Raw genomic sequence first — 26,561 nt, 5'->3', positions numbered from 1 at the left:
GCCAGCCTGGCTATTCGCAGCGCTCGAAGATCAGATCCCACACGCCGTGACCGAGGCGCTCACCGCGGGCCTCGAACTTGGTCAGCGGACGAAACTCGGGGCGCGGCACATAGGGCGCCGTCGCGGGAGTCGCCGTATTGACGTAGCCCGGCGCGGCTTCCATCACCTCGGCCATCCACTCGGCGTAGGCCTGCCAGTCGGTGGCCATATGCAGCTTGCCGCCCAGCTCGAGGCGGCTGCGAATCAGCTCGACGAAGGCGGGCTGGACGATACGCCGCTTGTGGTGCTTCTTCTTCGGCCAGGGGTCGGGGAAGAACAGCTGCAGGGTGGCAATGCTGGCCTCCGGCAGGCACTGCTCAAGCACCGCCAGGGCGTCCTCACGGTAGACGCGAATGTTGGTCAGGCCGCGCTTGTCGGCCTCGTCGAGCAGCTTGCCCACGCCCGGAGCGTGCACCTCGATGCCGATGAAATCGGTGTCGGGATGGGTCTCGGCCTGCTCGATCAATGAGGCGCCCATGCCGAAGCCGATCTCCACCACCCGCGGCGCCCGGCGTCCGAACAAGGCATCGAGATCCTGCCGTCCCTCGGCCAGGGTCAGACCCAGCCGCGGCCAGACCTCTTCCAGGCCGCGGGTCTGGGCCTGGGTCATGCGGCCGGCACGCAGCACGTAGCTCTTGATGCCGCGACGATGCAGCGGGGCGTCCGGCCCTTCCGGACCGGTAGTCGAGGGGTCGCGTTGCGGGTCGCTCATGGATTCGTTGCAGCTCCGGTGGATTCAGCCATTGATGCGGCCAGCAAAGGGAGAGGAGGGATCCGCACTCTGGCGGCGCGGCATGCGCCCGGCCAGGAACGCCTCACGTCCGGCCTCGACGGCCTTCTTCATGGCACTGGCCATCAGCACCGGCTGGCGGGCATGGGCGATGGCGGAGTTCATCAGCACGCCGTCGCAGCCCAGCTCCATGGCCATGGCGGCGTCGGAGGCAGTGCCGATGCCGGCATCCACCAGCACCGGCACGTTGGCTTGCTCGATGATCAGGCGGATGTTGTGCGGGTTCTGGATGCCGTGGCCGGAGCCGATCAGCGAACCCAGCGGCATGATCGCGCAGCAGCCCAGGCGCTCGAGCTCCTGGGCCACGATGGGATCGTCGCTGGTGTAGACCATCACATCGAAGCCATCCCTGAGCAGCTCTTCCGCCGCCTTGAGGGTCTCGACCACGTTGGGGTAGAGGGTCGAGTCGTCGCCGAGCACCTCGAGCTTGACCAGCTTGTGGTCGTCGAGCAGTTCGCGGGCCAGCTTGCAGGTACGCACAGCATCCTTGGCCGTGTAGCAGCCGGCGGTATTGGGCAACAGGGTGAAACGCTCCGGCGGCACCACGTCGAGCAGGTTGGGGCCGTCTTCCTGGCCGAGATTGGTACGGCGCACAGCGAAGGTGACGACCTCGGCGCCCGAGGCAGCGATCGCGTCGGCGGTCTCGTCGAAGTCCTTGTACTTGCCGGTACCGACCAGCAGGCGTGAGGTGAAGGCATGGCCGGCAATCCGCAGCGGCTGATCCTGAAAGAAGTCTGTCATCGCGTGGGCCTGTGTCTGTAGCGGGTCTGTAGTGGAAATCGTCGGCAGGTGGCGGTTAGCCGCCGCCGATGGCGTGAACGATCTCGATGCGATCGCCGTCGGCCAGGCGCGTGGCATCGTGCTCACTCTTCGGCACGATCTCCTCGTTTCGTTCGACGGCGATACGCCGACCGGTCAGGCCAAGGTCGTCGACCAACTGCGCCACCGTGAGGCCGGGGGCAAGGTCTCGGGGCTCACCGTTGAGTTGGATCTGCATGGCGTCCCTCTTCAGTTGACGAGTGTCGCGGGCCCATATTGTAGCCCCTTAACGCCTCTCGGGGTACGGTAGGCGGCAATCCCAATCCCCGAAGGAGTACAAGATGCGCGATCGCGGATGGTGGTGCCTGGCGGCGCTGTCGGGCGGAGTGGCGGTCATGGCCGGTGCCTTTGCCGCCCATGCCTTGCAAGGCCAATTGCCGGAGCGGCTACTGGCCGCCTTCGAGACCGGTGTGCGCTATCAGATGTGGCACACCCTGGCGATACTCGGCGTGCTCGCCTGGCGCGCCTCGCATCCGCAGCGCGCGTTCGGCATCGTGCTGGGCTTGTGGGCTGCGGGGGTGCTGCTGTTCTCCGGCTCGCTCTATGCCATGGCGTTGACCGGGCTGCGCGGCCTGGGCATGGTCACCCCGTTCGGTGGCGTGCTGATGATCGCCGGCTGGCTGACGCTTGCCGTGGGTGCCTTGCGCGCCGGGCGCGACGCTCAGTCGGGGTCGGGAATGGCGTAAGTGGCGGTGACGTGGGCCACCGGTCGCTCGTCGCCGGCGGAGAAGAGCTGCACCTCGCCTACCGCCAGGCGGCGGCCCAGCTTGATCACTCGCGCATTGGCGATGAGATCGCGGTCGCCGCGGGCGCGGCGCAGGAAGTGGCAGTTGAGATCGGTGGTCACGGCCATCGGCTCGGGGCCGATCTGGGCCAGGATAGCCACGTAGAGGCAGACATCGGCCAGCCCCATCATGGTCGGCCCGGAAACGCTTGAGCCGGGCCGCAGGTGCTCGTCTTCGATGGCCAGGCTCATGGTGGCACGCATGTGATCGACCGCCTCGATGGTGCCGGCACGCTGGGGAAAGACCTCGTCGAGAAAATCTTCAATGGCGGCGGCGGTCATCACGGTCATCGTCGGGCTCCCTGCTGGTTGTGGTCGTGGCAAGCAGTTGTGATCGTGGAGCCCAACATAACCCAAAGCGCCCCGGGCGGGTACCCGGGGCGCTTCATGGCGTAGCTGTTGCTTACGAGCTATGAGTGTATCCACTGCGCTGCCCGAAGCCCGAAGACGTTATTTCGCCTTGTGCACCGCCCGCCAGTAGTGCAGCAGCGGCTCGGTGTAGCCGGAGGGCTGCACTCGACCCTTGAAGATCAGGTCGCTGGCCGCCTTGAACGCTGTCGAGGCCTCGAAGTCGGCGCTCATCGCGGTGTAGGCCGGGTCGCCGGCATTCTGCCCATCGACCACCTTGGCCATGCGCTCCAGGGTCTTCTGCACGCGTTCGGCATCGACCACACCGTGGTGCAGCCAGTTGGCGATGTGCTGGCTGGAGATACGCAGCGTGGCACGATCCTCCATCAGGCCCACGTCATGGATGTCGGGTACCTTGGAGCAGCCCACGCCGTGCTCGACCCAGCGCACCACATAGCCGAGGATGCCCTGGCAGTTGTTGTCGAGCTCCTGCTGCAGCTCGGCGTCGGACCAGGCGGCCTTCTCGGCCACCGGCACGCTGAGCAGGTCGTCGAGCAGCTCTTCCAGAAGGGCAGGCTCGCCCTGGGCCTCAAGCTCACGCTGGATTTCGGTGACGTCGACCTGATGGTAGTGCAGCGCATGCAGCGCGGCAGCAGTGGGCGACGGCACCCAGGCGGTGTTGGCGCCAGCCTTGGGATGGCCGATCTTCTGCTCCAGCATGGCAGCCATCAGGTCCGGCATGGCCCACATGCCCTTGCCGATTTGAGCCCGGCCACGCAGGCCGCAGGCCAGGCCGACCAGCACGTTGTTGCGCTCGTAGGCACCGATCCAGGCAGCATTCTTCATGTCGCCCTTGCGGATCATCGGGCCCGCTTCCATGGCGGTGTGCATCTCGTCGCCGGTGCGGTCGAGGAAGCCAGTGTTGATGAACACCACGCGAGAGCTGGCCTCGGCGATACACGCCTTGAGGTTGACCGAGGTGCGACGCTCCTCGTCCATGATGCCCATCTTGAGGGTGTCACGGGCCAGGCCCAGCAGATCCTCGATACGGCCGAACAGCTCGTTGGAGAAGGCGACCTCCTTGGGACCGTGCATCTTCGGCTTTACGATGTAAACCGAGCCTTGGCGCGAATTGCGCGCCTCGCCTTCGTCCTTCTTGAGATCGTGCATTGCCAGCAGGCTGGTGACGATGCCGTCGAGGATGCCTTCGGGCAGCTCATTGCCATCGGCGTCGAGGATCGCCGGCGTGGTCATCAGGTGGCCGACGTTGCGCACGAACATCAGCGAACGGCCGGGCAGCGTCAGGCTGCCACCATCCGGGGTGGCGTAAGTGCGATCGGGGTGAAGGCGACGGGTGAAGGTCTTGCCACCCTTCTCGATCGCTTCTTCCAGGTCGCCCTTCATCAGGCCCAGCCAGTTAGCGTAGACGCCGACCTTGTCCTCGGCGTCGACGGCAGCCACGGAGTCCTCGCAATCCATGATCGCGGTCAGCGCGGCTTCGACCAGCAGGTCTTTGACGCCGGCCGGGTCGGTCTTGCCGATGGGATGGCTGGGGTCGATCTGGATCTCCAGGTGCAGGCCATGGTTGGCCAGCAGGATCGCCTCGGGGCTGGCGGCGTCGCCCTGATAGCCGATCAGCTTGCCCGGCTCCTCGAGGCCGGTCTCGCGACCGCCCTCGAGGGTCGCCACCAGGTGGCCGTCGCGCAGCGCATACTTGACCGCGTCACGATGGCTGCCGGTGGCCAGCGGAGCGGCCAGGTCGAGTACGCCGCGGGCGTAGGCGATGACCTTCTCGCCGCGCTTGGGGTTGTAACTCGTGCCCTTCTCGGCGCCATCCTCCTCGGGGATGGCGTCGGTGCCGTAGAGCGCATCGTAGAGGCTGCCCCAGCGCGCGTTGGCGGCGTTGAGCGCATAGCGGGCGTTGCTCACCGGCACTACCAGTTGCGGGCCAGCCTGAACGGCGATCTCGCGATCCACGTTGGCGGTGCTTACGGTAACCTGGGAGGGAGCCTCCACCAAGTAGCCGATCTCCTCGAGAAAGGCGCGATAGACGCTCATGTCGCGCACCGGGCCAGGGTTCTCGCGGTGCCAGGTATCCAGTTGTTCCTGCAGGCGCTCACGCTCAGCGAGCAATTCTCGGTTTTTCGGTGTCAGATCATGAAAGATGGCATCGACCCCGGCCCAGAAGCTTTCGGCATCCAGGCCGGTACCGGGAAGGGCCTGGCCGTTGATGAAGCGGTCCAGTTCAGCGGCCACCTGGAGACGATGGCGAGTAACACGTTCGGACATGGGAAGTCTCCTCCTGCGTGGCGGCCGATGACATACGCTCGGCCGCCGCAATTCGTGGGGGTGATACCACTGTGAAGGCGCCAATTTTGTGGAAAACTCTTCCATATGTAAACCCGAAGGAGGGTCTACCCTACTAGACATAGGGTTAATATCCGACATTCTGACCGATTGGTCAGAAAAAACACGAGCTATCGCAACGATCGCTCACCCTACAGAATGGTCGGTAGGTAAACTTGCTGCACACTCTAGTGCCGCCAATGACGAAAGGACTCGAGGGGAATGCCTGTCTTGATTCGTTGGAGAACGCCATGACCGACTTCACTCCCCTACAGGCGCTGGGGCCGATCGCACCCTTTTGCGCCGAGGGAGAGCCATCGCTGGCCAACTACCTCGCTCACTATGGTCTGGCTCCGCTGCTCACCGAGCAGGTCGGGCTCTACGTGGGCTACGTGGACGCCCAGCGCTACCAGCTCTGGAGCCAGGTATGGAGCCCGGCGGAGCCGATCGGCACGGCCTTCGTGGTACACGGGTATTTCGACCATCTCGGCCTGTACCGCCATCTCCTGGAACGGCTGCTGGAGCACCGCTGGCGGGTGGTGTTGTGGGATCTGCCCGGTCATGGATTGTCCAGCGGCAAGCGCGCTTGCATCGATGACTTCGCTCACTACGGCGAATGTCTGCATGCGCTACAGGAACAGTTGAACGCCCGGGGCTTGGCCCCTCGCCCATGGCTGGGCATCGGCCAGAGCACCGGCGCCGCCATTCTCGCCACCGACGCCCTGAGCCGGCCGGACGAGGAACGCTGGTCGGGCCTGGCTCTGCTTGCACCGCTGGTGCGCCCGTGCGGCTGGCCCCAGGCGGGTTGGCTGCATACCCTGGTGGGCCCCTTCGTCGAGACGCTGCCGCGACGCTTCGGCGCGAACTCCACCGATGCCGAATTTGCCACCTTCCTGCGCGAGCACGACCCGCTACAACCGGGCCACCTGTCGCTCAACTGGGTCAGCGCCATGCGCCGTTGGATGCCTCAGCTGCTGGCCCTGCCGTCGAGCGACCTGCCGACCCTGATCCTACAGGGGGAGCAGGACCTCACCGTCGACTGGGAGTGGAACCTGACGGTGCTCGAGCGCAAGTTCCCCAATGCCCGCATTCATCGCCATCCGGACGCGCGCCATCATCTCGTCAACGAGGCCGAACCCATTCGCACCACGCTGTTCACGGCCCTCGACGAGTTTCTGGCCGAGTTGGAACCAAGCCTCTCGACCATCGCCCAGGAGCCTCTCTCCCGATGCTGAGACATCTCGCCCTGCTCGCCCTGTTGGCGTTTCTCGCCGGATGTGCCGCCCAGCCTCCCGAACCCGACCCCATTCGCCGTGCCCTGCAGAACCTGGGCGACCGTGCCGTCGCTCGGGTCATGCAGGTCGAGGCCCTGCAACCACCTGCGGACCAGGTGCTGCTACTGGTGTCCCCGGATGTGGACAACAGCCTCGAGATCGGCAGCGAACGCTTCCTGGAGAGCCTCACCCGCGCCCTGCTGGGCGCAAGCGACGGGCCCCAGGTGCTCGATTGGCGCCCGGCCATGAGCGGCGAAGGAGGCGACCATCAGTGGCGCATGGAGAGCCGCCTGGAAGCCACGGCGCCACGCCTGCAACTGACCGATCGCGACCTGCTGCCCTACCGCCTCACCCTGTCGCTCTATCGCCCCGACATGGAGAGTGCCCTATGGCAGACCGAGATCGAGGGCGCCTTCGACGCCACGGCGCTGTAGCCCCCAGACCGCAGCCTTACTAACTCTGCCTCAACTGGCGATCGAGCTGCCGATAGCCGATCGCCTCCATCAGCTCGCCGCGCTCCGGATGCGGCTTGGCGGCAAGATCGGCCAGGGTCAACGCCACACGCAGCACCCGATGGTAGGCGCGCGCCGACAGACGCAGGCGTTCGAGCACGCCAGCCAGCCAGGCACGATCCGCCGTGGTGAGCGCGCATGCCGCTTCCAGCTCGCGCCCGCCCAGATGGGCGTTGAGCGCACCGCGGGCGTACTGGCGCTCGCGTGCCGCCATGACCCGGGCGCGCACCTCCGCCGAACTCTCGCCTACCTCGCGTGATGTCAGCTGCTCCGGCGGCAGCGCCGGCACTTCGATCTGCAGATCGATACGGTCGAGCAGCGGCCCGGAGAGACGCGACTGATAGCGCTGGATCTGTGCCGCGGTGCACTGGCAAGCCTGGCGCGGGTCGCCGAGGTGGCCGCAGGGACACGGGTTCATCGCTGCCACCAGTTGGAAACGGGCAGGAAAGCGGCGCTCGTGGTTGGCACGAGCGATATGGATGCGCCCCGACTCCATTGGTTCGCGCATCACCTCGAGCACGTGACGGCTGAACTCGGGCAGCTCGTCGAGAAACAGCACGCCGTGGTGGGCCAGCGAGATCTCTCCCGGTCGCGGCCAGGAGCCACCGCCGACCAGGGCCACGGCGCTGGCGGTGTGGTGCGGGGCGCGAAAGGGCCGGCGCCCCCACTGCTCGGCCAAGGGCAGGCCACACACCGAACGGATGGCGGCGACTTCCAGCGCTTCGTCCTCGGTGAGTTCCGGCAGGATGCCCGGCAGGCGGCTTGCCAGCATGGTCTTGCCGGTGCCGGGAGGCCCCGCGAAAAGCAGGTTGTGCGACCCCGCCGCGGCAATCTCCAGCGCGCGCCGGGCCTGGTGCTGGCCACGCACCTCGGCCAGGTCGCCTTCACGGCTATCGGCGATGGGCGGCGACTCGAGGCGGTGCGCGGCGATCGGCTTCTGTCCCAGCAGATGGGCCATCACATCGAGCAGATGCTCGGCCGGCAGCACCTGCAGGTCGCCGGCCAGGGCCGCCTCGTCGGCGTTCTCCTTGGGCACGATCAGCTTGCGCCCGGCCTTGCGTGCGGCGAGCGCCAGGGGCAGCACCCCGTTGATGGGGCGCAGGCGACCGTCCAGCGCCAGCTCGCCGACGCTTTCGATACCCTCGACCGCTTCGCCGGGCACTTGGCCGGAGGCGATAAGAATACCCAGCGCGATGGGCAGATCGAAGCGCCCGCCGACCTTGGGCAGATCGGCGGGCGCCAGATTGAGCACGATTCTACGTGTATTGGGAAAATCGAAGCCGGCGTTGACCAGGGCGCTGCGCACCCGTTCGCGGCTCTCCTTGACGGCGGCCTCGGGCAGACCCACCAGGGTCATTCCCGGCAGGCCATTGGCCAGATGTACCTCGACCTGGACCTCGGGCGCTTCCAGCCCCAAGCCAGCCCGTGTGGCAACGATCGCCAGCATCGTGCAATCCCTCGCAGTTCATTAGCGTAAGGGCTAGATACTAGCACTGTACCGCAACGGGCTCTCCACGCTGGCTCAGCGCTCGGCCTGGTCGCCCTCCGGTCCGCCCGGCTCATCCTGCTTGGGCGAGGTATCCGCAGTGCCCTGTCTGGACGGCGTGAGGGTTGCCTGAGCTGCGGGCGTCTCTCGGGCCGCCAGCGCCTGTTCCAGCGCCGCGACCTGCTGCTCCAGCGCTTCGACACGAATCCGCGTGCGCTGTAGCACGTCCATCAGGATGTCGAAGTCCTCCCGCGACACCAGCTCCAGGCGGTCGAAGGCGCCGCGCACGATCTGCTGCATGCCCTTCTGCAATTCCTCCGGCGCCTGGGCCGCTCCCTGCAGGCGTTCGCCCAGCTGTTGCGCCAGTCGGCTGATGGGGTCCTGATTCGCCATGGTGCGCTTCTCCTGTTGGCCTGCTCATGTTGCCCTACAGCATACGCAAGGCCCCGCCACGGCGCATTCCCTTCTCTCGCCCCCTCATGGCGCAGCCGCACCACGATCCAGCACCACTCCGGTGCACGACGGTTGCACCGGCTGCGCCATTGCGGCGCAAGACATGCCGTGAGGTCTATGCAACATCATGTTTCCACGAAAATTAAAAAGAATTGGCACGATCCGCGCTTAAGCGGTCTACAGCCGGCTGGCGACCCCCGCCGCCCCTATTTCCAGCAGGGAGAGACACGATGAAGCTCATCACCGCCATCATCAAGCCATTCAAGCTCGACGACGTTCGCGAGGCGTTGGCCGACAACGGCGTTCAGGGTATCACCGTGACCGAAGTGAAGGGTTTCGGTCGCCAGAAGGGCCATACGGAACTCTACCGCGGCGCCGAATACGTGGTCGACTTCCTGCCCAAGGTGAAGGTCGAGGTCGCCGTGGACGACTCCCGCGTCGAGAGCGTGCTGGATGCCATCTGCAGCGCCGCCAACAGCGGCAAGATCGGTGACGGCAAGGTCTTCGTGACCCCGCTGGAGGACGTGATTCGGATTCGTACCGGCGAGCGGGGCGCCGACGCCGTCTAAGCCGACCGGCAGGGATCATGACAGGGTACGCCATACCCATAGCAATAACGCCTCGCCCTTATATGCGGGTTCAGGAGAACAGCAAAAATGACAGAACTGACCGAGCTGACCGAGCTGATGTATGCGCTCGACACTTTCTATTTCCTACTTTGCGGCGTGCTGGTGATGTGGATGGCCGCCGGCTTCTCGATGCTCGAGGCCGGCATGGTGCGCTCCAAGAACACCGCCGAAATCCTGACCAAGAACATCGCCCTGTTCGCCATCGCCTGTACCATGTACCTGCTGATCGGCTACTACATCATGTACTCCAGCCCGGAAGGCGGCTTCCTGCCCAACCTGGGCTTTCTGATCGGCGCCGAGAACACCCTGGGCGCCATCATCGCCGGTGACGAGGACGCGCCCTATTACTCCATGCGCTCCGATTACTTCTTCCAGGTGGTGTTCGTGGCCACCGCCATGTCGATCGTCTCCGGCGCCGTGGCCGAGCGCATGAAGCTGTGGGCCTTCCTGGCCTTCGCCGTGGTGCTCACCGGTGTCATCTATCCCATCTCCGGCTACTGGACCTGGGGCGAGGGCTGGCTCGACGCGCTGGGCTACAGCGACTATGCCGGCTCCGGCATCGTGCACATGGCCGGCGCGGCCGCGGCCCTGGCCGGTGTACTCATCCTCGGCCCGCGCAAGGGCAAGTACGGCAAGGATGGCGCCATCTACGCCATTCCCGGCGCCAACATGCCGCTGGCCACCCTGGGTACCTTCATTCTGTGGATGGGCTGGTTCGGCTTCAACGGTGGTTCCGAACTGAAGGTTTCGGACGCCATCTCCGCCAACAATGTGGCCCAGGTGTTCGTCAATACCAACGCCGCGGCCGCCGGTGGCGTGCTCGCCGCGCTGATCCTGGCCAAGCTGTGGTTCCGCAAGGCGGACCTGACCATGGCACTGAACGGCGCCCTGGCCGGTCTGGTCGCCATCACCGCAGAGCCGCTGGAGCCCAGCGCCCTGGGCGCGGCCTTCATCGGCGCCATCGGCGGCCTGATCGTGGTGGTCTCCATCGTCACTCTGGACAAGCTGAAGATCGACGATCCGGTGGGCGCCATTTCGGTGCACGGCGTGGTCGGCATCTGGGGTGTGCTGGTGGTGCCGCTGTCCAACGCCGACGCCTCCTTCGGCTCGCAGATCATCGGCATCATCGGCATCTTCGCCTGGGTCTTCCTCGCCAGCCTGGTGGTATGGCTGATCCTCAAGGCCGTCATGGGCATCCGTGTCAGCGAAGAGGAAGAGTACGAAGGGGTCGACCTGGCCGAGTGCGGCCTGGAAGCCTATCCCGAATTCAACGTCGCGAAGAAGTAAGCGCGACGAACCGAGTGAGCTGGCGTGCTCCCCTGGCCCTCTTCGGAGGGCCTTTTTTATGCCCGCCTCCCCTGCGGTCCGCCGCTGGCGGCAGCGCCTGGAATCGCTGCCGACGCTTTTTTATTTGCCCACATAGCGGTGTATGCTTGGAGGCAATGAGTCGACATCGCGACGGCGCGCTTCGCCGCGCTCAATGGACATGAGGAACAGATCATGAAACTGGTGACCGCCATCATCAAGCCGTTCAAGCTCGACGACGTACGCGAGTCGCTTTCGGAGATCGGGGTACAGGGTATCACCGTCACCGAAGTGAAGGGCTTCGGCCGCCAGAAGGGCCATACCGAGCTGTATCGGGGCGCCGAGTACGTGGTCGACTTCCTGCCCAAGGTGAAGGTGGAGATCGCCATCGACGACGATCTCGTCGAGCAGGTGATCGACGCCATCACCCAAGTGGCCAACACCGGCAAGATCGGCGACGGCAAGATCTTCATCACCCCGCTGGAGCAGGTCATTCGCATCCGCACCGGCGAAACCGGCAAGGATGCGGTATAACCCGAGCCAAAGCCCAAACATACAAGAACCCACGACCGTAAGGCCGTGGTTTTTTTGAAGCTCGGCAAGCACCGAAACGTGAGCGAGCGCCCTTTTTTTACTTCTCGACGAAGGCGCGTTCAATCACGTAATCCCCCGGCTCGCCCATGCGCGGCGAGATGTTGAAGCCTAGGTCGTCGAGCAGCGCGCTGGTCTCGTCGAGCATCGCCGGACTGCCGCAGATCATGGCGCGGTCTTGCTTGGGGTCCATCGGGGCAATACCGGTGTCCTCGAACAGCTTGCCGCTGCGGATGTGGTCGGTGAGGCGACCCATGGTGTGGAACTCTTCGCGAGTCACGGTGGGATAATAGACCAGCTTCTCCTTGATCTCGTCACCCAGGTACTCGTGGGCCGGCAGCTCCTTCTGGATGAAGTCGGCATAAGCCAACTCGCTGACGCTGCGCACCCCGTGCACCAAGATCACCTTCTCGAAGCGCTCGTACACTTCCGGATCCTGGATCAGGCTCATGAACGGGGCCAGGCCGGTACCGGTGGAGAGGAAGTAGAGGTTGCGGCCCGGCAGCAGGTCGTCGGTGACCAGGGTACCAGTGGGCTTGCGGCTGACCATGATCTGGTCGCCCACCTTGAGGTGCTGCAGGCGCGAGGTCAGCGGGCCGTCGGGCACCTTGATGCTGAAGAACTCGAGGTGGTCTTCGTAGTTGGGGCTGGCGATGGAGTAAGCGCGCATCAGCGGCTTGCCGTCGACTTCCAGGCCGATCATGACGAACTGACCGTTCTTGAAGCGCAGGCTGCGCTCGCGTGTGGTGCGGAAGCTGAACAGGGTGTCGTTCCAGTGATGAACGCTGAGAACATCTTCCAATGCAAACTTGCTCATGCCGACTCCTGAATATTCCTTAATCGAATAACTAACAGGGCAATACGATTTGCTTGCATTATAAGAGCGCAAGGTTTATCTGTTAATTGGATTGTATGGATATCCTTTATCTATACTACTGATATAGATCAAATTTGAGCCGTTTCATGCACTTCACCCTGCGCCAGCTCGAGGTCTTCGTCGCCGTCGCCCAGCACGAGAGCGTTTCCCGTGCCGCACGGGCACTATCCCTGTCACAGTCCGCCACCAGCACCGCCCTGGCCGAGCTCGAGCGCCAGTTCGATTGTCAACTGCTCGACCGTGTCGGCAAGCGGCTGCGGCTCAATGCGCTGGGTTTTCAGTTACTGCCCAAGGCGGTGGCGCTGCTCGACCGTGCCGAGGAGATCGAGGAGATCCTGCATGGCCAGCAAGGAATCGGCTCGCTCGACGTGGGCGCCACCCTGACCATCGGCAACTATCTGGCAACGCTGTTGATCAGTGACTTCATGCAACGCCACCCGGGGAGCCGGGTACGCCTGGCGGTGCGCAACACGCGGGAGATCATCGACCGCGTGCGTCAGCACGAGCTCGACCTGGGGCTCATCGAAGGGCACTGCGAGGAGGAGGACGTGATCACCCAGCCCTGGGTGGAGGACGAACTATCGGTGTTCTGCTCCCCCCGCCATCCGCTGGCCGGGCAGGGGCCGGTGGAACTCGACCGACTGCTGCGCGAGGCCTGGATCATGCGCGAGCAGGGCTCGGGTACCCGCATGACCCTGGAGCAGGCCGCACGTCACCGGCGCGGACGCTTCAACACGCTACTGGAGCTCGAGCATACCGAAGGGATCAAGCGGGCGGTGGAATCGGGCCTCGGCATCGGTTGTGTATCCAAACTGGCGCTACGCGATGCCTTCCGGCGTGGCAGCCTGGTGCCGATTCCCACGCCGGAGCTCGACCTGAGCCGCCAGTTCGCCTTCATCTGGCACCGTCACAAGTATCTGGCCACCGGCATGCGCGAGTTCCTGCGCCTGTGCCGGCAGATGACCGAGGGGGTCAGGCGCAGCGACGAGATCGACCTGCCACCGGTATCCTGACCCTCTAGTTTCCTACCCGCTGTCCGTCAGCGATCGCGCAGGCGGAAGCTTCCCACCACCCGAGCCAGGCGATCGGCTTGCTCGCTGAGCCTCTCGGCGGCGGTCGTCGACTCCTCCACCAACGCGGCGTTCTGCTGGATCATGCGGTCAAGGTCGGCCACCGCCACGCTGACCTGGCCGATGCCATCGCTCTGTTCGCCGGCTGCCATGCTGATCTCGCCGAGCATGTTGGCCACCCGGTTCACGCTGGCCATCAGCTCGCCCATGCTCTCGCCGGCACGGCCCACCTGCTCGGTGCCGTTGACGACACGCTGGCTGGATGCCTCGATCAGCGCGCGAATGTCGCGTGAGGCCTCGGCGCTGCGCGTGGCGAGCTGGCGCACTTCGCCCGCTACCACGGCGAAGCCGCGGCCGTGCTCACCGGCCCTGGCCGCCTCGACCGAGGCATTGAGCGCCAACAGATTGGTCTGGAAAGCGATGCCGTCGATGACCTTGACGATCTCGCCGATCCGCTCCGACGAGCGACTGATCTCCTGCATGGTATCCACCACCTGGCCAACCGTGTCGCCAGAGCGCTGGGCGACCTCGGCGGCCGACTTCGACAGGCCGTTGGCCTCCCGCGACGAGGCCGAGGTATGCTCGACGGTGGCCGAGATCTGCTCCATCGAAGCGGACGTCTGTTGCAGGCTGGCGGCGGCCTGCTCGGTGCGCCGCGACAGGTCCTCACCGCCGCTGGCGATCTCGCTGGCCGCCATGCGTACCGATTCGCTGCTTTCGCGCACGTCGATCAGCACGTCGTGAATCTTGTCGACGAAGGCATTGAACTGGGTAGCCAGCTCGGCACCCTCGTCACGCCCGCGCACCGGCAGCCGCTGGGTCAGATCGCCATTGTCGCTGGCGATCTCGCGCATACGCTCGGCCAGCAGGCGCAGCGGCCGGGATACACGCGAGCCCACCCACCACAGGGCGGCAAGGCCCAGTGCCACCAGCAGCAGGCCGACCAGCGCCATGCCCAGGGTATCGGCGCGCCGCTGCTCGCCCAGCACCTCCTGCAGCGTTGTCAGCTCACCCATCACGGCCGTCTCGGGCAGGCGGATCAGCAGCGTCCAGGGCATCTCGCTAGCCCCAATGGTGAACGGCTGATAACGCTCCAGCATGCCGGCCCGCGCCAGACCGACACTCTCGCCCCGTTCACGGGCTTGTTCGATGGCACCAAGCACCTCGGCGTCGAAAGCCTCGCTGGCTGCCGCACCGAGCCGGTCGGCATCGCCGGTATGGGCCACCAGGCCACCGCGCCCCGCCACCAGCGCCATTTCGCCCGCCCCGCCGTAGAGCGACTGGTTGGCCTCGAGCAGCAGTGCCTGGATGAAATCGAGTGCCAGGTCGACCCCGGCGACACCACGAAACGCGCCGTCGACGACGATCGGCACGTTGAACGAGGTAACCAGCAGCGTCTCGCCGTCATAGTCGTAGGGTGCCGGGTCGATGATGCAAGGCGCGAGCGTCTCGCGTGGGCAGAGGTAATATTCACCTTCGCGCACACCGCTGGCGAGCACGGCCGTGCTCTCCATGGTCTCGCCCAGTGGCAACACCTCGACGCGGCCTTCTCCAGTGCGATACCACCAGGGCATGAAGCGACCGCTGCCGTCGTAACCATCGGCTTCGCCGAGGTCGGCATACAACGCATCGCGGCCGAAGGCATCGGGCTCCCAGCCGATGAAGGCGTCCAGCAGCGAGGGATTTTCGACCACGCTCTGACGCACCAGGTTGGAGAGCTCGCGGCGGCTCAAGGACAGGGCTCGACGTCCGCTGGCGTCCTGCTGGCCCATCAGCGCATTGGTGTCGGCCAGTTGGGTGGCCAGCGTCAGTGCGTGCTCGAGTTCACGCTGGATACGGCCGGCCTCGGCATCGGCCAGCACCGCCAGGCGTTCTTCGATCGCTCCCTCGAGCAGTTCCCGGGTATGGGTTTCGACGGTCTGCTGGGTACGTGCCGAAGAGAACAGACCATAGACGACCAGGGCCACGACCACGGCCAACAGGCAGAGTCCGGCCAGCAGGACTACGAATTGACGGATCGATTTGAGATGCATTGGGCGCTCTCGCAGAAAGGGGAAGCATGTTGCAGCGAAGTAAACTTCACGGCCATGCCTACCTTATCGGCAAGAACGCCCACGCCTTGAGCGGAAGTTGTGGCTCGCTCAGCGCATATCGCTGACGGCCTCCTGGATATCGTTCATCGGCGCCTTGGACAGATCCTTGTCCAAGGTGTGGATGATCAGCTTGGTGGTGGGTCCATCGAGCTTGCCGCGTAGCACGCCCAGAAAACGCGGCGGGGCCACCAGGATCAGTTTGTCCATGCTGTTGTCGACCCGCGCCTTGTAGATGCGCTCGGCGATCTGCTTGGCGAAGATCTCCGCCTCATGCTCCAGGGCGACACTGTCGCCGCGGCTGGCACGCCGCGCATGGGATGTCGATTCGTCGACGCTTCCCGTAGTACCGGTGACCAGGTCTCCCTCGTGCAGGCGCCCTTCAGCGTGCACCAGACTTTCCTTTTCCTCGAGCTTGAGCGTATCGCGAGTGAACACGCGCGCCCGAGCGGCATCGGCGACCACGATATACGTTGTCATAGCCTCTCCTTGATGCAGTATATGGGAACGCCCGCGGCGGGCTCTCGACTTCAACATGGCAAGGGCCGCCAGGAAGGTCAACCGGCCGTCCCTCGAGCCTGTCTCCAGAGTCCTTGTCTAGAGCACCTTGCGCCGCAGTAGTCCCGTCACCGCTTCGCCGATCAGTACCAGCACGATGATGGCGATCAGGATGGTGGCCACCGTGGGCCAGGCGAAGGTGTCGATGGCCCCTTGCAGGATCACCCCGATGCCGCCGGCGCCGACCAGCCCAAGTACCGTCGACTCGCGGATATTGATGTCCCAGCGCAGGATGACGATAGCGAAGAATGCCGGCATTACCTGCGGCACGATGGCGTAGGCGATCACCTTGGCCTTGGAGGCGCCAGTGGCTTCCATGGCCTCTACCGGCCGACGATCGATCTCCTCGATCGCCTCGCCCATCAGCTTGCCAATGAAGCCCACCGAGCGGAACATGATGGCAAGAATCCCCGCCAGCACTCCCGGGCCGAAGATGGCCACGAACAGCAACGCCCAGATGATGGTGTTCACCGAACGACTGGAAACCAGTATGAAGCGTCCCAGCCATAGGCAGGCACGATTGGGCGTGGTGTTCTGGGCGGCGATATAGGAGACCGGCAGCGCGATGAAAATCGTCAGCGCAGTGGCCAACGTGGCGATGTGCACCGTTTCCAGCAGTGCATTGGTGATGGCCGCCAAGCGCGAGGGATCGGGCGGCCACATGCGCGCACCCAGATTCGAGATCTGGTTGGGGGCATCCCATACCCAGGGCCAGAAGATGTCGATGTCGCGCACCGCCCAGTAGACCACCATCACGGTGATGAGCAGCGCGGCATAGCGAGTCAGGCGCTGTTTGCGGTCGTAGCGCCGCCACACGCGGTCGGCCATGGCACCGGCGTGATCTACCATATTTTCTTCCTCACCCAGCCGCTGATGCCTTCGCTGACCAGGATCACGGCGATAATCGTGAGCAGGATAGCGAAAGCGAAATCGTAGTCGTAGCGACCAAAGGCATTCATCAGGGTGCCGCCGATCCCCCCGGCGCCGACGATGCCGACCACCGCCGAGGCGCGCAGATTGCTGTCGAGCTGATACATGGAGAGCCCTACCTGGCGCGGCAGGATTTGCGGGAACACGGCATAGACCAGAGTCGCGAAGTAACCCGCCCCGACTGCCTTCATCGCCTCGACCTGGCCCCAGTCGATCTCCTCGATCTCTTCGGCCAGCAGCTTGCCGACGAAGCCTATCGAGTAGACCGTCAGGGTAAGGATGCCGGCCAGCGGCCCGAAGCCTACCGCCGCGACGAAGAGGATGGCCACGATCACCGGATGAAAGCTGCGCGAGACGATGATCACTGCGCGCCCGAGCAGGTAGATCGGCTTGGGAGCCACGTTCCTGGCCGCCATCACCGCAAACGGAATCGACAGCGCCACACCGAGCAGGGTGGCCAGGATGGCGATCTGGAAACTCTCCTTGAAGCCGGTGATCAGCAGGCCACTGCGCTCGAAGCTCGGCGGAAAGCCGCCGCCGAAGATGCGCGCCGCCCGCGGCAAGCCCTCGCTGATGCGCTCCCAGTTGAACGGCAGCGAACCGAAGGCCCATATCAGGTAGACGATCACCGCCAGCCACAGCCCGTAGCGCAGCGCCGGATTGGCGATGAACGGCGGCTTGCGCCAAGTGCGCGGCACGTCGGCGTGGTCAGGTGGAGTCATGGGCCACCCCTTGTGTCGAACGGCCGGGCTCCGCGGTGATCTCCTCCTCGGCCGTCTCAATGCCGCCATAAATGGCATCGAGCGCCTCCTTGCCGAAACCGGCCGGTGCACCGTCGAAGATCATCCGCCCGTGACGCAGCCCAACGATTCGCTCGGTATAGGCCTTGGCCTGGGCCACGTTGTGGATGTTGATCAATACCGGCAACGAGAGTTCGTGAGCCAGGCTATGCAGCAGCTTCATGATCTGCTCGGAGGTGCGCGGGTCGAGCGAGGCAGTGGGTTCGTCGGCGAGCAGGATCTCAGGCTCCTGCATCAGCGCCCGCACCACGCCGACCCGCTGCCGCTCGCCGCCCGAAAGCTCGTCGGCCCGCTTGTTGGCGTAGTGGGCGATGCCCACCCGCTCCATCAGTTGGAAGGCGCGCTCGATGTCGCTCTGGGGATAGCGCCGGGTGATCGCCTGGAACAGGTTGACGTAGCCGAGCCGACCGGCCAGCACGTTCTCCATCACCGTGAGCCGGTCGATCAGGTTGAAGCCTTGGAAGACCATGCCAATCTTTCGCCGAGTCCGACGCAATTCGCGCCCCTTGAGCCTCACCAGCTCGGTGCCATTGAGCTTGATCGAGCCGGAAGTCGGCTCCACCAGGCGGTTGATACAGCGCAGCATGGTGCTCTTGCCGGCCCCGGAGGCACCGACGATGGATACCACACTGCTGCCCTCCACCGTCAGATCCAGCTCCTTGAGCACTGGCTTGTCACGTCCGTAACGCTTGACCAGTTTCGAAATTTCCAGCATTCATCCACCTCACGTACAAGGGACAGGTGCGCCCCCGGCCATGCCGGGGGCGCTGGCGCCACGCGCCAGGCTCATTCCTGTTCCAGATCCTCGCGGGTGTAGCGCACGTCGTTGGCGGACTGGATGGTGCGGATCACTTCCCAGTGTTCCTGGTAGTTGATGGGAATGAACTTCTCCACGCCCTCGAACTCGTCGCCCAGCTCGGTGCCGGCGAAATCGAAGGAGAAGAAAGCCTCCTCGATCTTCTCGACCAGGTCGGGATGCAAGTTGTGCGCATAGTTGTAGGAGGTAGTAGGAAAGCGATCGGACTCGTAGATCAGGCGCACCTCGTCCTCGTCGTAAAGGCCGCGCGCGGCCATGCGTTCGACCACCTCGGAAGCCACCGGCGCGGCATCGTAGTCACGAGCGACCACGCCCAGCATCGACTGGTCGTGGCTGCCCGAGTAGACCACCTCGTAGTCTTCGTCGGGTACGATGCCGAGCTCCGGAAACAGGGCGCGCGGCGCCTGGTTGCCTGAGTTGGAAGTTGGCGAGGTATGCGCGACCCGCTTGCCCTTGAGGTCCTCCATCTCCTCGATGTCGGAGTCGACATGGGTGTAGACCTGCAGGGTGTAGCCAAACTGGCCATCGTCGGAGCCCATCAGCGCGAAAGGCACCGCTCCAGCGAGGTTCACGGCGAAGGGCGTCGGGCCGGTGGAGAAGCCGGCGATATGCAGCCGCCCGCTGCGCATGGCCTCGACCTGGGCCGAGTTGGACTGCACGGCGAAGAAGCGCACGTTGCGCCCAGTCACCTCCTGTAGGTGATCGATAAAGGGCTGCCAGATATCGGAGTAGATTGCCGGATCCTCTACCGGGGTGTAGGCGAAGATCAGCGTATCGGGATCGGCCCACTCGGATTCGTCGGCGGGGCGGTCGGCGACCATGTCACCATCCTCGTCGCAGTAGAGGGTATCCAGGTCACCGCGCGGGCAATCGGTTTGCGCCTGAGCCTGAGCCGATAACAGCAGGGCCAGCGGCAGCAGCGAGGAGAAGGCCAGGGTGGCCAGGGGGGACGGTAAGAAAGGCTTGGCTATTGTCATTGGCGTGTCTCTCTGTATCACTGTCATTATGTTGTTTTCAGCGATGGCGGGAGCGAAGATGCCGGAGAAGCCGCTCATCTGCTCGAAAGCGAACACGGGAGGCTCCAAATGATCGCAAACGAAACTAACCAACAATCTAGGTAATATGACAATACGATGTCAATTCGATTTCATTCTGCTTCGGGCCAACGCAACAACCGCTATCTCCTGATGCGCCACGGCTATAGCCAGGCCAATGCCGAGCACCTCATCATCAGCACTCCAGCCCGCGGGCTCGCGGGCTACGGGCTCTCGGCAGCAGGTCAGGTGCAGTTGGACGAACTGCTCACCAACTGGCGCTGGCCGTCCCCGACCCGTGTCCTGCATTCCGACTTCCTGCGCACCACCGAAACCGCCAGGCGAGTGGCCGATCACTTCGGCCTCGGATTGCAGCCCGAGCCACGCCTGCGCGAGCGCGATTTCGGCAGCTTCGAGGGGCTCCCGGATAGCCGCTACCAAGAGGTCTGGGCTCATGACGCACGCAGCCCCGAGCACTGCGAATACGGCGTCGAGAGCGTGGCCAGCGTGGCGGCCCGCATGCAGGGCGTCATCGCCTCACTGGAGCAGACGCTGCGTGACGAAACCATCCTGCTGGTGAGTCATGGCGACCCATTGCAGATCATGCTGACCGCCCTTGAGGGACGCCTGCTGAGCGAACACCGCGCCCGTGAGCCGCTGCTGCCCGCCAGCATCACTATGCTCGACTGAGCGCAGACACTCGGTTTCCCGATGTAACGGCTGACGCTCGTCCTCCAACTGAGGTAGCATCGAGACACTGGCAGGGAGGTCGGTCACATCATCGTACTGCGATGCTTCAACGGGAGGACCCCGATGCGACAGTTTTTCTTTCCCCGCCGCCCCATGTCCCGCGGCGTCCTGCTCTTCATCCACGCTCTGCTCCAACTCGGCCTGCTGACTGCCGCCGCGCTGTGGCTGCTGCCGCGCTCGCCTTGGCTCACCGCCGTTGAGTGGAGCCAAGTCTGGCCGAGCCTGGCGGTGGGGGCCGGGCTCTGGTTGGCTACGGCACTTACCTTACGTCTACTCATCGAGCTTTGCCTGTTGCCGTACCATTTGGGCCCCCGGGAGGGCTTCGCCCCCAGCGACATGGTGACCCGCTCCTTCGAACGCCGACCAGCCGTACACGATGCCCAGGCAGCCTGGACCAGCGATGCACGTTCGATCGAAATCGAGCCCAGCGTTCTCGGCAGTGCACGGGTAACACGTCCCGCCGATCCCTTGAGACCACAAGGAGACACCTGATGGTGCGCTCCTGAAGGCCCGGCCTCCTTTCGCCGCGCCTCCTTATGTAACGCGTATGTACAATTCAGTCATGAGTGGGTGATCGATCTGGCCAGGCGCTATATGCCGCCAAGCATGACGGACGCAATCGCGTGCTGCTGCTTGGGCAGCATGCGAATGTGCCGGATCCGCGGGAAGCTACGGATCCGGCAAGCCTGCACTTTAGTGGCCGAGAATTTGGCTGAGGAAGAGCTGGGTACGCTCGGACTGCGGATTGTTGAAGAAGGGCTCAGGCGCGTTCTCCTCGATGATCTGCCCCTGGTCCATGAAGATCACCCGGTCGGCGACCGTCTTGGCAAAGCCCATCTCATGGGTCACGCAGAGCATGGTCATGCCCTCCTCCGCCAGCTCCACCATGACGTCGAGCACCTCCTTGATCATCTCCGGATCGAGCGCCGAAGTCGGTTCGTCGAACAGCATCACGTCGGGATGCATGCACAGCGAACGGGCAATCGCCACGCGCTGCTGCTGCCCCCCCGAGAGCTGCCCGGGGTACTTGCGCGCCTGTTCGGCGATACGCACCCGCTCGAGATAGCGCATGGCCTGCTCCTCGGCCTCGCGGCGCGGCTTCTTCTGTACCCACATCGGCGAGAGGCAACAGTTCTCCAGTACCGTCAGGTGCGGGAAGAGGTTGAAGTGCTGGAACACCATGCCCACGCTGCGGCGAATCTGCTCGATGCGCTTGACGTCCTGGGTCAGCGGCACGCCACCGACCACGATCTCGCCGGCCTGGTGCTCCTCCAGGTGGTTGATGCAGCGGATCAGTGTTGACTTGCCGGAGCCCGAGGGGCCGCAGATGACGATCCGCTCGCCACGCTTGACTTCGAGGTGGATGTCGCGAAGTACATGGAAGTCGCCGTACCACTTGTTGACGCCGCGCATCTCGACCATGAGGGTCTCGGTGCCGGCCTGGGTTGCCTGTTCAGTCATTGTTCTCATTCCTATCTCTTATGGCCGGTGTGGAGTTTCCGCTCCAGGTACTGGCTGTAGCGCGACATGCTGAAGCAGAAGACCCAGAACATGAACGCGGCGAACACGTAGCCCTCCAGCGAGAAGCCCAGCCAGCGAGAATCCGACAGCGCCGCCTGTACGATACCCAACAGGTCGAACAGCCCGATGATCATGACCAGGGTGGTGTCCTTGAACAGCGAGATGAAGGTGTTGACGATGCCGGGGATCATCATCTTCAGCGCCTGGGGCAGCACGATCAGGCCCATGCGCATCCAGTAGCTCATGCCCAGCGCCGCCGCCGCTTCCTCCTGGCCACGGGGGATCGCCTGCAACCCACCGCGGATGACCTCGGCCATATAGGCGCTCTGGAACAGCGTGATACCGATGAAGGCCCGGATCAGGCGGTCGACACTGACCCCGGTTGGCATGAACAGCGGCAGCATCACCGAAGCCATGAATAGCACCGTAATCAGGGGTACGCCGCGCCAGAACTCGATGAACACCACGCAGAAGCTCTTGACGATGGGCATCTGCGAACGGCGCCCAAGCGCCAGCAGGATACCGATCGGCAATGCCCCAACCATGCCCACCACAGCCAGCACCAGGGTCAGCATCAGGCCGCCCCAGCGATGGGTTGGCACCTGCGGCAGGCCGAAGTGACCGCCATAGAGCATGAAATAGGCAAATATCGGGAAGGCCACCAGAGTTGCCAGTGCCACCCAGCGCTTGAACGGCAGCCGCGGTATCGCCAGCCAGGCAATCAGAGCGGCGAAGGTAATGAACGTCACATCGACCCGCCAGAGTTCACTGCGCGGATATAGCCCGTAGATGAACTGGGTGAAGCGGGCACTGACGAACACCCAGCAGGCCCCCTCTCGGGAGCAATCGTCACGGCTGGTGCCGATCCAGTCGGCGTTAATGAAGGCCCATTGGATGGTGGGCGTCAACAGCAGGTAGAGCAGGTAGATCCCGATCAGGGTGGCGACGGTATTCACCGGCCCGCTGAACAGGTTGGCACGCAGCCAGGCTATCGGCCCCACGGTGCTTCTGGGTGCCGGACGCGCCTCTATCATCTTGTGTTGTATCGTCATGGCGCCTCTCCTAGCGTTCCACCAGCGCCACGCGGGCGTTGAACCAGTTCATGAACATCGACACCAGCAGGCTGATGGTGAGGTAGACCGCCATGGTCATGGCGATGACCTCGATCGCCTGCCCGGTCTGGTTGAGCGTGGTACCGGCAAACACCGAGACCAGGTCCGGATAGCCGATGGCCGTGGCCAGCGAGGAGTTCTTGATCAGGTTGAGGTACTGGCTGGTCAGTGGCGGAATGATCACGCGCAGGGCCTGAGGCACCACCACCAGGCGCAGCACCAGGTTCTGCGGCAGACTCAATGCCTGGGCCGCCTCGGTCTGGCCGTGGGGTATCGCCTGGATGCCGGAGCGCACGATCTCGGCGATGAACGAGGCCGTATAGATCGACAGCGCCAGCCACAGGGCCAGGAATTCAGGAATGACGGTGATACCACCGCGGAAGTTGAAGCCGCGCAGCTCCGGTACGTCCCAGGTGACCGGCACGCCGGTGACGAACAGCACCAGCAGCGGCAAGCCGACGATCAGCCCCAGGGAGATCCAGCCGGCGGGTAGGCGCTGGCCGGTGGCTTCATGGCGCCGCTTGTTCCAGATCGTCAAGGCAATACTGGCCACGATGGCCACGCCGAAGGCCAGCGGAATCAGGCCGAACCCCGACTCGAACAGCGGCGACGGCACGTAGAGGCCGCGCACGTTGAGAAAGATCACCTCACCTAGCGAATAGCTGTCCCGCGCGGCCGGCATGGCACGGAGCACGGCGAAGTACCAGAAGAATATCTGCAGCAGCAGGGGGATATTGCGGAATATCTCGATATAACCGCTGGCCAGCCTGGCGATCAGCCAGTTAGGCGACAACCGGGCGATACCGACGATGAAACCGATGATGGTGGCCGCGATGATACCCAGCGCGGAAACCAGCAGCGTGTTGAGCAGGCCTACCACGAAGGTACGACCGTAGGTACTCTGCGACGAATAGTCGATCAGGCTCTGCACGATGCCGAAGCCGGCGGTATTGGTCAGGAAACCAAAGCCGGTGGTAATGCCGCGCGCCGCCAGGTTGGCCTGGGTATTGCCAATGATGTAGAACAGAAAGACCACCACCGCGGCAATCAGCAGGGCCTGGAAAATCAGCGCACGCTTGGCGCGATCACGCCAGAACGGCGGTTTTGGGCCTAGCGAATGGGCCTTGGGTCGAACGGACATGAAGGGACTCTCCGCCTGGATCCGTCAAGCAGGTATCCGCCAGCGGCCCGGGGTATCCGGGCCGTGGCAGTACGAGGATCGGGGCATCCCGCGATACCCCGGGCGGTACGATCAGCGAATCGGCGGAGCGTACTGGATGCCGCCTTCGGTCCACAGCGCATTGATGCCGCGCTCGATCTGCAGTGGTGAGCCCATGCCTACGTTGCGCTCGTAGCTTTCGCCATAGTTACCGACCTGGCTGATGATGTTGTAGGCCCAGTCAGCGTCGAGACCCATGCCTTCGCCGTAGTTGCCGTCCTGGCCCAGCAGGCGGGCGATGTCCGGGTCCTCGGACTCGAGCATCTCGTCGACATTGTCCCGAGTGATGCCCATCTCCTCGGCGTTGAGCATGGCAAACAGCGACCACTTGACGATGTTGAACCACTGGTCGTCGCCCTGACGGACCACCGGGCCCAGCGGCTCCTTGGAGATGATTTCGGGCAGGATCACCGACTGATCCGGGTCGGAAAGCTGGATGCGCAGCGCCGCCAACTGGGAGGTGTCAGAGGTCAGCACGTCGCAACGGCCGGCCTCGTAACCGCCCACGGTCTGCTCGGAGGTATCGAAGACGATGGGATCGAACGCCATGTCGTTGGCCCGGAAGTAGTCGGCCACGTTGAGTTCGGTGGTGGTACCGGACTGTACGCAGATCGCCGCACCGTCGAGATCCTTGGCGCTGGAAACGCCGAGATCGCGATTGATCATGAAGCCGATGCCGTCGTAGAAGGTCACGCCGGTGAAGTTGAGGCCCAAGGTGGTGTCGCGGGTGGTGGTCCAGGTAGTGTTGCGCGAAAGCACGTCGACCTCACCGGACTGCAGCGCGGTGAAGCGCTCGACCGCGTTCAGCGAGATGTAGCGCACGGCCTCGGCGTCACCGAACACCGCTGCCGCCACAGCGCGGCAGACGTCGACGTCCAGGCCCTGCCACTCACCCTGGTCGTCCGGCGCGGAGAAGCCCGGCAGGCCGTCGCTGACGCCACACTGCACGGCGCCACGCTCGATGGTGTTCTGTAGAGTGTTGGCCGAAGCCAGAGAAGCGGTACCCAGAGCCAGTGCGGCTGCGGAAGTGAGTAGCACCCACTTGTTTTTATTATCGCGCATGAAGGATCCCTCATAGATGATTTTTGGTGTTCTTGAACGCAGCATGCCGGAGCATGTGCCCTGCACCTTAGCAAGGATTGTTCCAAGGCGGGGATAGCGCAGGCAAAACTGTTATTCAACGCTCGCAGCGAAGGCGATCCGGCCTGCCTTACAGCCCCTTTTTGGTGCAGCCAGCGCGGCTCAGCGCACCGGTGGCGCATAATGCAGCCCACCCTCCGTCCATAGGGCGTTATGATCGCGGGCGATGTCGAAACCGGAGCCGGAGCCCAAGTTGCGCTCGTACATTTCGCCGTAATTCCCCAACTGACTGACGATCTGGTAGGCCCAGTCGGCGGCGAGCCCCATGCCTTCACCGTAGCTGCCGTCTCGGCCCAGCAGGCGGGCGATGTCCGGGTCCTCGGAGTCGAGCATCTCGTCGACGTTCTCGCTGGTGACACCGAGTTCCTCGGCGTTGAGCATGGCAAACAGCGACCACTTGACGATATTGAACCACTGGTCATCGCCCTGGCGTACGGCCGGCCCCAGCGGCTCCTTGGAGATGATCTCGGGCAGTACCACCGCACTGTCGGGATCGGCGAGCTGCATGCGCTGGGCGTAGAGCTGGGATGCGTCGGAACTGAGCACGTCACAGCGCCCGGCCTCGAAGCCTGCTATCGATTGCTCCGGCGAGTCGAATACCACCGGCTCGTACACCATACCGTTGGCGCGAAAGTAGTCGGCCAGATTGAGTTCGCTGGTAGTGCCCGACTGGGTGCATACCGCCGCACCGTCGAGCTCCGTGGCGCTCTCCACGCCCAGGTCGCTGGCGACCATGAAGGCCTGGCCATCGTAGTAGCTGACGCCGGTGAAATTGACGCCCAGCGTCGTATCGCGGGACGAGGTCCAGGTAGTGGTGCGCGAGAGTACATCCACCTCACCCGACTGCAGGGCCGTGAAACGTTCCACCGAATCGAGCGGCACGAAGTGTACCTTTTCGGCATCGCCCAGCACCGCTGCGGCAATGGCCCGGCAGACATCGGTGTCCAGGCCCCGGTAGACGTCTTCATCGTCCAGCGCTGAAAAACCCGGCTGGGCCGCATTGACACCACAGCGCACCTGATCGCGCTCGAGAACATCGTCGAGCGTTGCCGCCTGAACCGAGCCGATACCGCCCAGCATCAACGCCGCCGGCACTAGCCACGCCAGCCTATCGTCATGGATCATGTCGTTTCCTCGTTGTTGGCAATCATGGCAGACCATCGGTAGGCCTCGCTCCATGATTAGCGCATCCCCCCAGCGCTTGCACGGTGCGGTGCGACGCGGAAGGCGCTTGTCTTCAACGAAGAATTCTTAGCCAGGTAACGAA

The 26,561-nt window shown here is 64.2% G+C and carries 28 protein-coding genes; 9 read left to right on the top strand and 19 right to left on the bottom strand.

All coding sequences use genetic code 11. The annotated features are described in order from the left end of the window. Positions 1–10: 10 nt before the first annotated feature. Genes trmB through thiS form a run of 3 tightly spaced genes read right to left on the bottom strand, consistent with a single transcriptional unit; the run spans position 11 to position 1,826 of the window. Positions 11–751, bottom strand: a complete 741-nt coding sequence (gene trmB / locus HOP51_RS01670; protein WP_234272201.1) for a tRNA (guanosine(46)-N7)-methyltransferase TrmB — start codon at positions 749–751, stop codon at positions 11–13. Between the two features lie 24 nt (positions 752–775). Continuing rightward, the gene (locus HOP51_RS01665; RefSeq protein ID WP_234272200.1) at positions 776–1,570 is read right to left on the bottom strand and encodes a thiazole synthase; all 795 of its coding nucleotides are present in this window, start codon (positions 1,568–1,570) and stop codon (positions 776–778) included. Between the two features lie 55 nt (positions 1,571–1,625). After that, positions 1,626–1,826, bottom strand: a complete 201-nt coding sequence (thiS, locus tag HOP51_RS01660) for a sulfur carrier protein ThiS (protein WP_234272199.1) — start codon at positions 1,824–1,826, stop codon at positions 1,626–1,628. Between the two features lie 103 nt (positions 1,827–1,929). On the opposite strand from thiS, the gene HOP51_RS01655 reads away from it, so the two are divergent. Then, entirely contained in the window at positions 1,930–2,334 is a 405-nt protein-coding gene (locus HOP51_RS01655; RefSeq protein ID WP_234272198.1) for a DUF423 domain-containing protein, read from the top strand. Here HOP51_RS01655 and HOP51_RS01650 read toward each other — a convergent pair. Together HOP51_RS01650 and HOP51_RS01645 are read right to left on the bottom strand one after the other, a co-directional pair. Further along, a complete protein-coding gene (locus HOP51_RS01650; RefSeq protein ID WP_234272197.1) occupies positions 2,310–2,723 on the bottom strand; it encodes a PaaI family thioesterase in 414 nt (137 codons plus the stop codon). The two genes, HOP51_RS01655 and HOP51_RS01650, sit on opposite strands and share 25 nt — an antisense overlap. Before the next feature lie 159 nt (positions 2,724–2,882). Then, positions 2,883–5,069 carry a malate synthase G gene (locus tag HOP51_RS01645; protein ID WP_234272196.1) on the bottom strand — a complete coding sequence of 729 codons (2,187 nt, stop codon included), beginning with the start codon at positions 5,067–5,069 and terminating at the stop codon, positions 2,883–2,885. Between the two features lie 308 nt (positions 5,070–5,377). On the opposite strand from HOP51_RS01645, the gene HOP51_RS01640 reads away from it, so the two are divergent. Both HOP51_RS01640 and HOP51_RS01635 read left to right on the top strand, forming a co-directional pair. After that, the gene (locus tag HOP51_RS01640; protein ID WP_234272195.1) at positions 5,378–6,361 is read left to right on the top strand and encodes an alpha/beta hydrolase; all 984 of its coding nucleotides are present in this window, start codon (positions 5,378–5,380) and stop codon (positions 6,359–6,361) included. Then, complete coding sequence (locus HOP51_RS01635) at positions 6,355–6,834, top strand: hypothetical protein (protein WP_234272194.1); 480 nt, start codon at positions 6,355–6,357, stop codon at positions 6,832–6,834. Before HOP51_RS01640 ends, HOP51_RS01635 begins: the two co-directional genes overlap by 7 nt. 19 nt (positions 6,835–6,853) lie before the next feature. Here HOP51_RS01635 and HOP51_RS01630 read toward each other — a convergent pair whose 3' ends face one another. Both HOP51_RS01630 and HOP51_RS01625 read right to left on the bottom strand, forming a co-directional pair. Further along, positions 6,854–8,359, bottom strand: a complete 1,506-nt coding sequence (locus HOP51_RS01630) for a YifB family Mg chelatase-like AAA ATPase (RefSeq protein ID WP_234272193.1) — start codon at positions 8,357–8,359, stop codon at positions 6,854–6,856. A 75-nt stretch (positions 8,360–8,434) separates the two neighbouring features. Continuing rightward, positions 8,435–8,791 (bottom strand): accessory factor UbiK family protein, encoded by a 357-nt coding sequence (locus HOP51_RS01625; RefSeq protein WP_234272192.1) that lies wholly within the window; start codon positions 8,789–8,791, stop codon positions 8,435–8,437. A 290-nt stretch (positions 8,792–9,081) separates the two neighbouring features. On the opposite strand from HOP51_RS01625, the gene HOP51_RS01620 reads away from it, so the two are divergent. The 3 genes from HOP51_RS01620 (at position 9,082) to glnK (ending at position 11,319) form a co-directional block, all read left to right on the top strand. Then, positions 9,082–9,420, top strand: coding sequence for a P-II family nitrogen regulator (locus HOP51_RS01620; RefSeq protein WP_234272191.1), 339 nt, complete (start codon positions 9,082–9,084; stop codon positions 9,418–9,420). A gap of 96 nt (positions 9,421–9,516) precedes the next feature. After that, positions 9,517–10,767: an ammonium transporter gene (locus HOP51_RS01615; protein WP_234272252.1), complete on the top strand. Its 1,251-nt coding sequence runs from the start codon at positions 9,517–9,519 to the stop codon at positions 10,765–10,767. Positions 10,768–10,980: 213 nt separating this feature from the next. Further along, positions 10,981–11,319: a P-II family nitrogen regulator gene (gene glnK, locus HOP51_RS01610; RefSeq protein WP_086509163.1), complete on the top strand. Its 339-nt coding sequence runs from the start codon at positions 10,981–10,983 to the stop codon at positions 11,317–11,319. A 97-nt stretch (positions 11,320–11,416) separates the two neighbouring features. Here the strand turns inward: glnK and HOP51_RS01605 are convergent, their stop codons facing one another. After that, the gene (locus HOP51_RS01605) at positions 11,417–12,193 is read right to left on the bottom strand and encodes a ferredoxin--NADP reductase (RefSeq protein WP_159555404.1); all 777 of its coding nucleotides are present in this window, start codon (positions 12,191–12,193) and stop codon (positions 11,417–11,419) included. A gap of 146 nt (positions 12,194–12,339) precedes the next feature. Between HOP51_RS01605 and HOP51_RS01600 the strand changes: the two genes are divergently transcribed. Next, positions 12,340–13,266 (top strand): LysR family transcriptional regulator, encoded by a 927-nt coding sequence (locus tag HOP51_RS01600; RefSeq protein ID WP_159555406.1) that lies wholly within the window; start codon positions 12,340–12,342, stop codon positions 13,264–13,266. Between the two features lie 26 nt (positions 13,267–13,292). On the opposite strand, the gene HOP51_RS01595 is transcribed toward HOP51_RS01600, so the two are convergent. From HOP51_RS01595 to phnD, 6 genes are all read right to left on the bottom strand, one after another. Further along, a complete protein-coding gene (locus HOP51_RS01595; protein ID WP_234272190.1) occupies positions 13,293–15,356 on the bottom strand; it encodes a methyl-accepting chemotaxis protein in 2,064 nt (687 codons plus the stop codon). A 108-nt stretch (positions 15,357–15,464) separates the two neighbouring features. After that, on the bottom strand, positions 15,465–15,893 hold the full coding sequence (locus HOP51_RS01590) for a host attachment protein (RefSeq protein WP_234272189.1): 429 nt from the start codon (positions 15,891–15,893) through the stop codon (positions 15,465–15,467). 117 nt (positions 15,894–16,010) lie between these two features. Beyond that, positions 16,011–16,820 carry a phosphonate ABC transporter, permease protein PhnE gene (gene phnE / locus HOP51_RS01585; protein WP_234272188.1) on the bottom strand — a complete coding sequence of 270 codons (810 nt, stop codon included), beginning with the start codon at positions 16,818–16,820 and terminating at the stop codon, positions 16,011–16,013. After that, on the bottom strand, positions 16,814–17,623 hold the full coding sequence (phnE, locus tag HOP51_RS01580; protein WP_234272187.1) for a phosphonate ABC transporter, permease protein PhnE: 810 nt from the start codon (positions 17,621–17,623) through the stop codon (positions 16,814–16,816). Before phnE (HOP51_RS01580) ends, phnE (HOP51_RS01585) begins: the two co-directional genes overlap by 7 nt. Beyond that, positions 17,610–18,416: a phosphonate ABC transporter ATP-binding protein gene (gene phnC / locus HOP51_RS01575; RefSeq protein WP_234272186.1), complete on the bottom strand. Its 807-nt coding sequence runs from the start codon at positions 18,414–18,416 to the stop codon at positions 17,610–17,612. The genes phnE (HOP51_RS01580) and phnC overlap by 14 nt, the downstream gene beginning before the upstream one ends. Positions 18,417–18,487: 71 nt before the next feature. Next, on the bottom strand, positions 18,488–19,495 hold the full coding sequence (gene phnD / locus HOP51_RS01570; RefSeq protein WP_234272185.1) for a phosphate/phosphite/phosphonate ABC transporter substrate-binding protein: 1,008 nt from the start codon (positions 19,493–19,495) through the stop codon (positions 18,488–18,490). A gap of 156 nt (positions 19,496–19,651) precedes the next feature. On the opposite strand from phnD, the gene HOP51_RS01565 reads away from it, so the two are divergent. Then, complete coding sequence (locus HOP51_RS01565) at positions 19,652–20,242, top strand: histidine phosphatase family protein (protein ID WP_234272184.1); 591 nt, start codon at positions 19,652–19,654, stop codon at positions 20,240–20,242. Positions 20,243–20,365: 123 nt separating this feature from the next. Next, positions 20,366–20,794 carry a hypothetical protein gene (locus HOP51_RS01560; protein WP_234272183.1) on the top strand — a complete coding sequence of 143 codons (429 nt, stop codon included), beginning with the start codon at positions 20,366–20,368 and terminating at the stop codon, positions 20,792–20,794. Positions 20,795–20,995: 201 nt separating this feature from the next. Here HOP51_RS01560 and HOP51_RS01555 read toward each other — a convergent pair whose 3' ends face one another. The 5 genes from HOP51_RS01555 to HOP51_RS01535 form a co-directional block, all read right to left on the bottom strand. Beyond that, positions 20,996–21,724, bottom strand: a complete 729-nt coding sequence (locus HOP51_RS01555; protein ID WP_234272251.1) for an amino acid ABC transporter ATP-binding protein — start codon at positions 21,722–21,724, stop codon at positions 20,996–20,998. 50 nt (positions 21,725–21,774) lie between these two features. Further along, positions 21,775–22,875, bottom strand: a complete 1,101-nt coding sequence (locus HOP51_RS01550; RefSeq protein WP_234272182.1) for an amino acid ABC transporter permease — start codon at positions 22,873–22,875, stop codon at positions 21,775–21,777. 10 nt (positions 22,876–22,885) lie between these two features. Beyond that, the gene (locus tag HOP51_RS01545) at positions 22,886–24,076 is read right to left on the bottom strand and encodes an amino acid ABC transporter permease (RefSeq protein ID WP_234272181.1); all 1,191 of its coding nucleotides are present in this window, start codon (positions 24,074–24,076) and stop codon (positions 22,886–22,888) included. A gap of 111 nt (positions 24,077–24,187) precedes the next feature. Beyond that, positions 24,188–25,216 (bottom strand): amino acid ABC transporter substrate-binding protein, encoded by a 1,029-nt coding sequence (locus HOP51_RS01540; protein ID WP_234272180.1) that lies wholly within the window; start codon positions 25,214–25,216, stop codon positions 24,188–24,190. 180 nt (positions 25,217–25,396) lie between these two features. Then, complete coding sequence (locus tag HOP51_RS01535) at positions 25,397–26,419, bottom strand: amino acid ABC transporter substrate-binding protein (protein ID WP_234272179.1); 1,023 nt, start codon at positions 26,417–26,419, stop codon at positions 25,397–25,399. Positions 26,420–26,561 lie beyond the last annotated feature (142 nt).

It is taken from the genome of Billgrantia zhangzhouensis, assembly GCF_021404465.1.
In the GTDB taxonomy this organism is placed as follows: Bacteria; Pseudomonadota; Gammaproteobacteria; order Pseudomonadales; family Halomonadaceae; genus Halomonas; species Halomonas zhangzhouensis.
The sequence above is the reverse complement of the archived record's forward strand: the minus strand, read 5'-3'. Positions and strand labels throughout refer to the sequence as shown.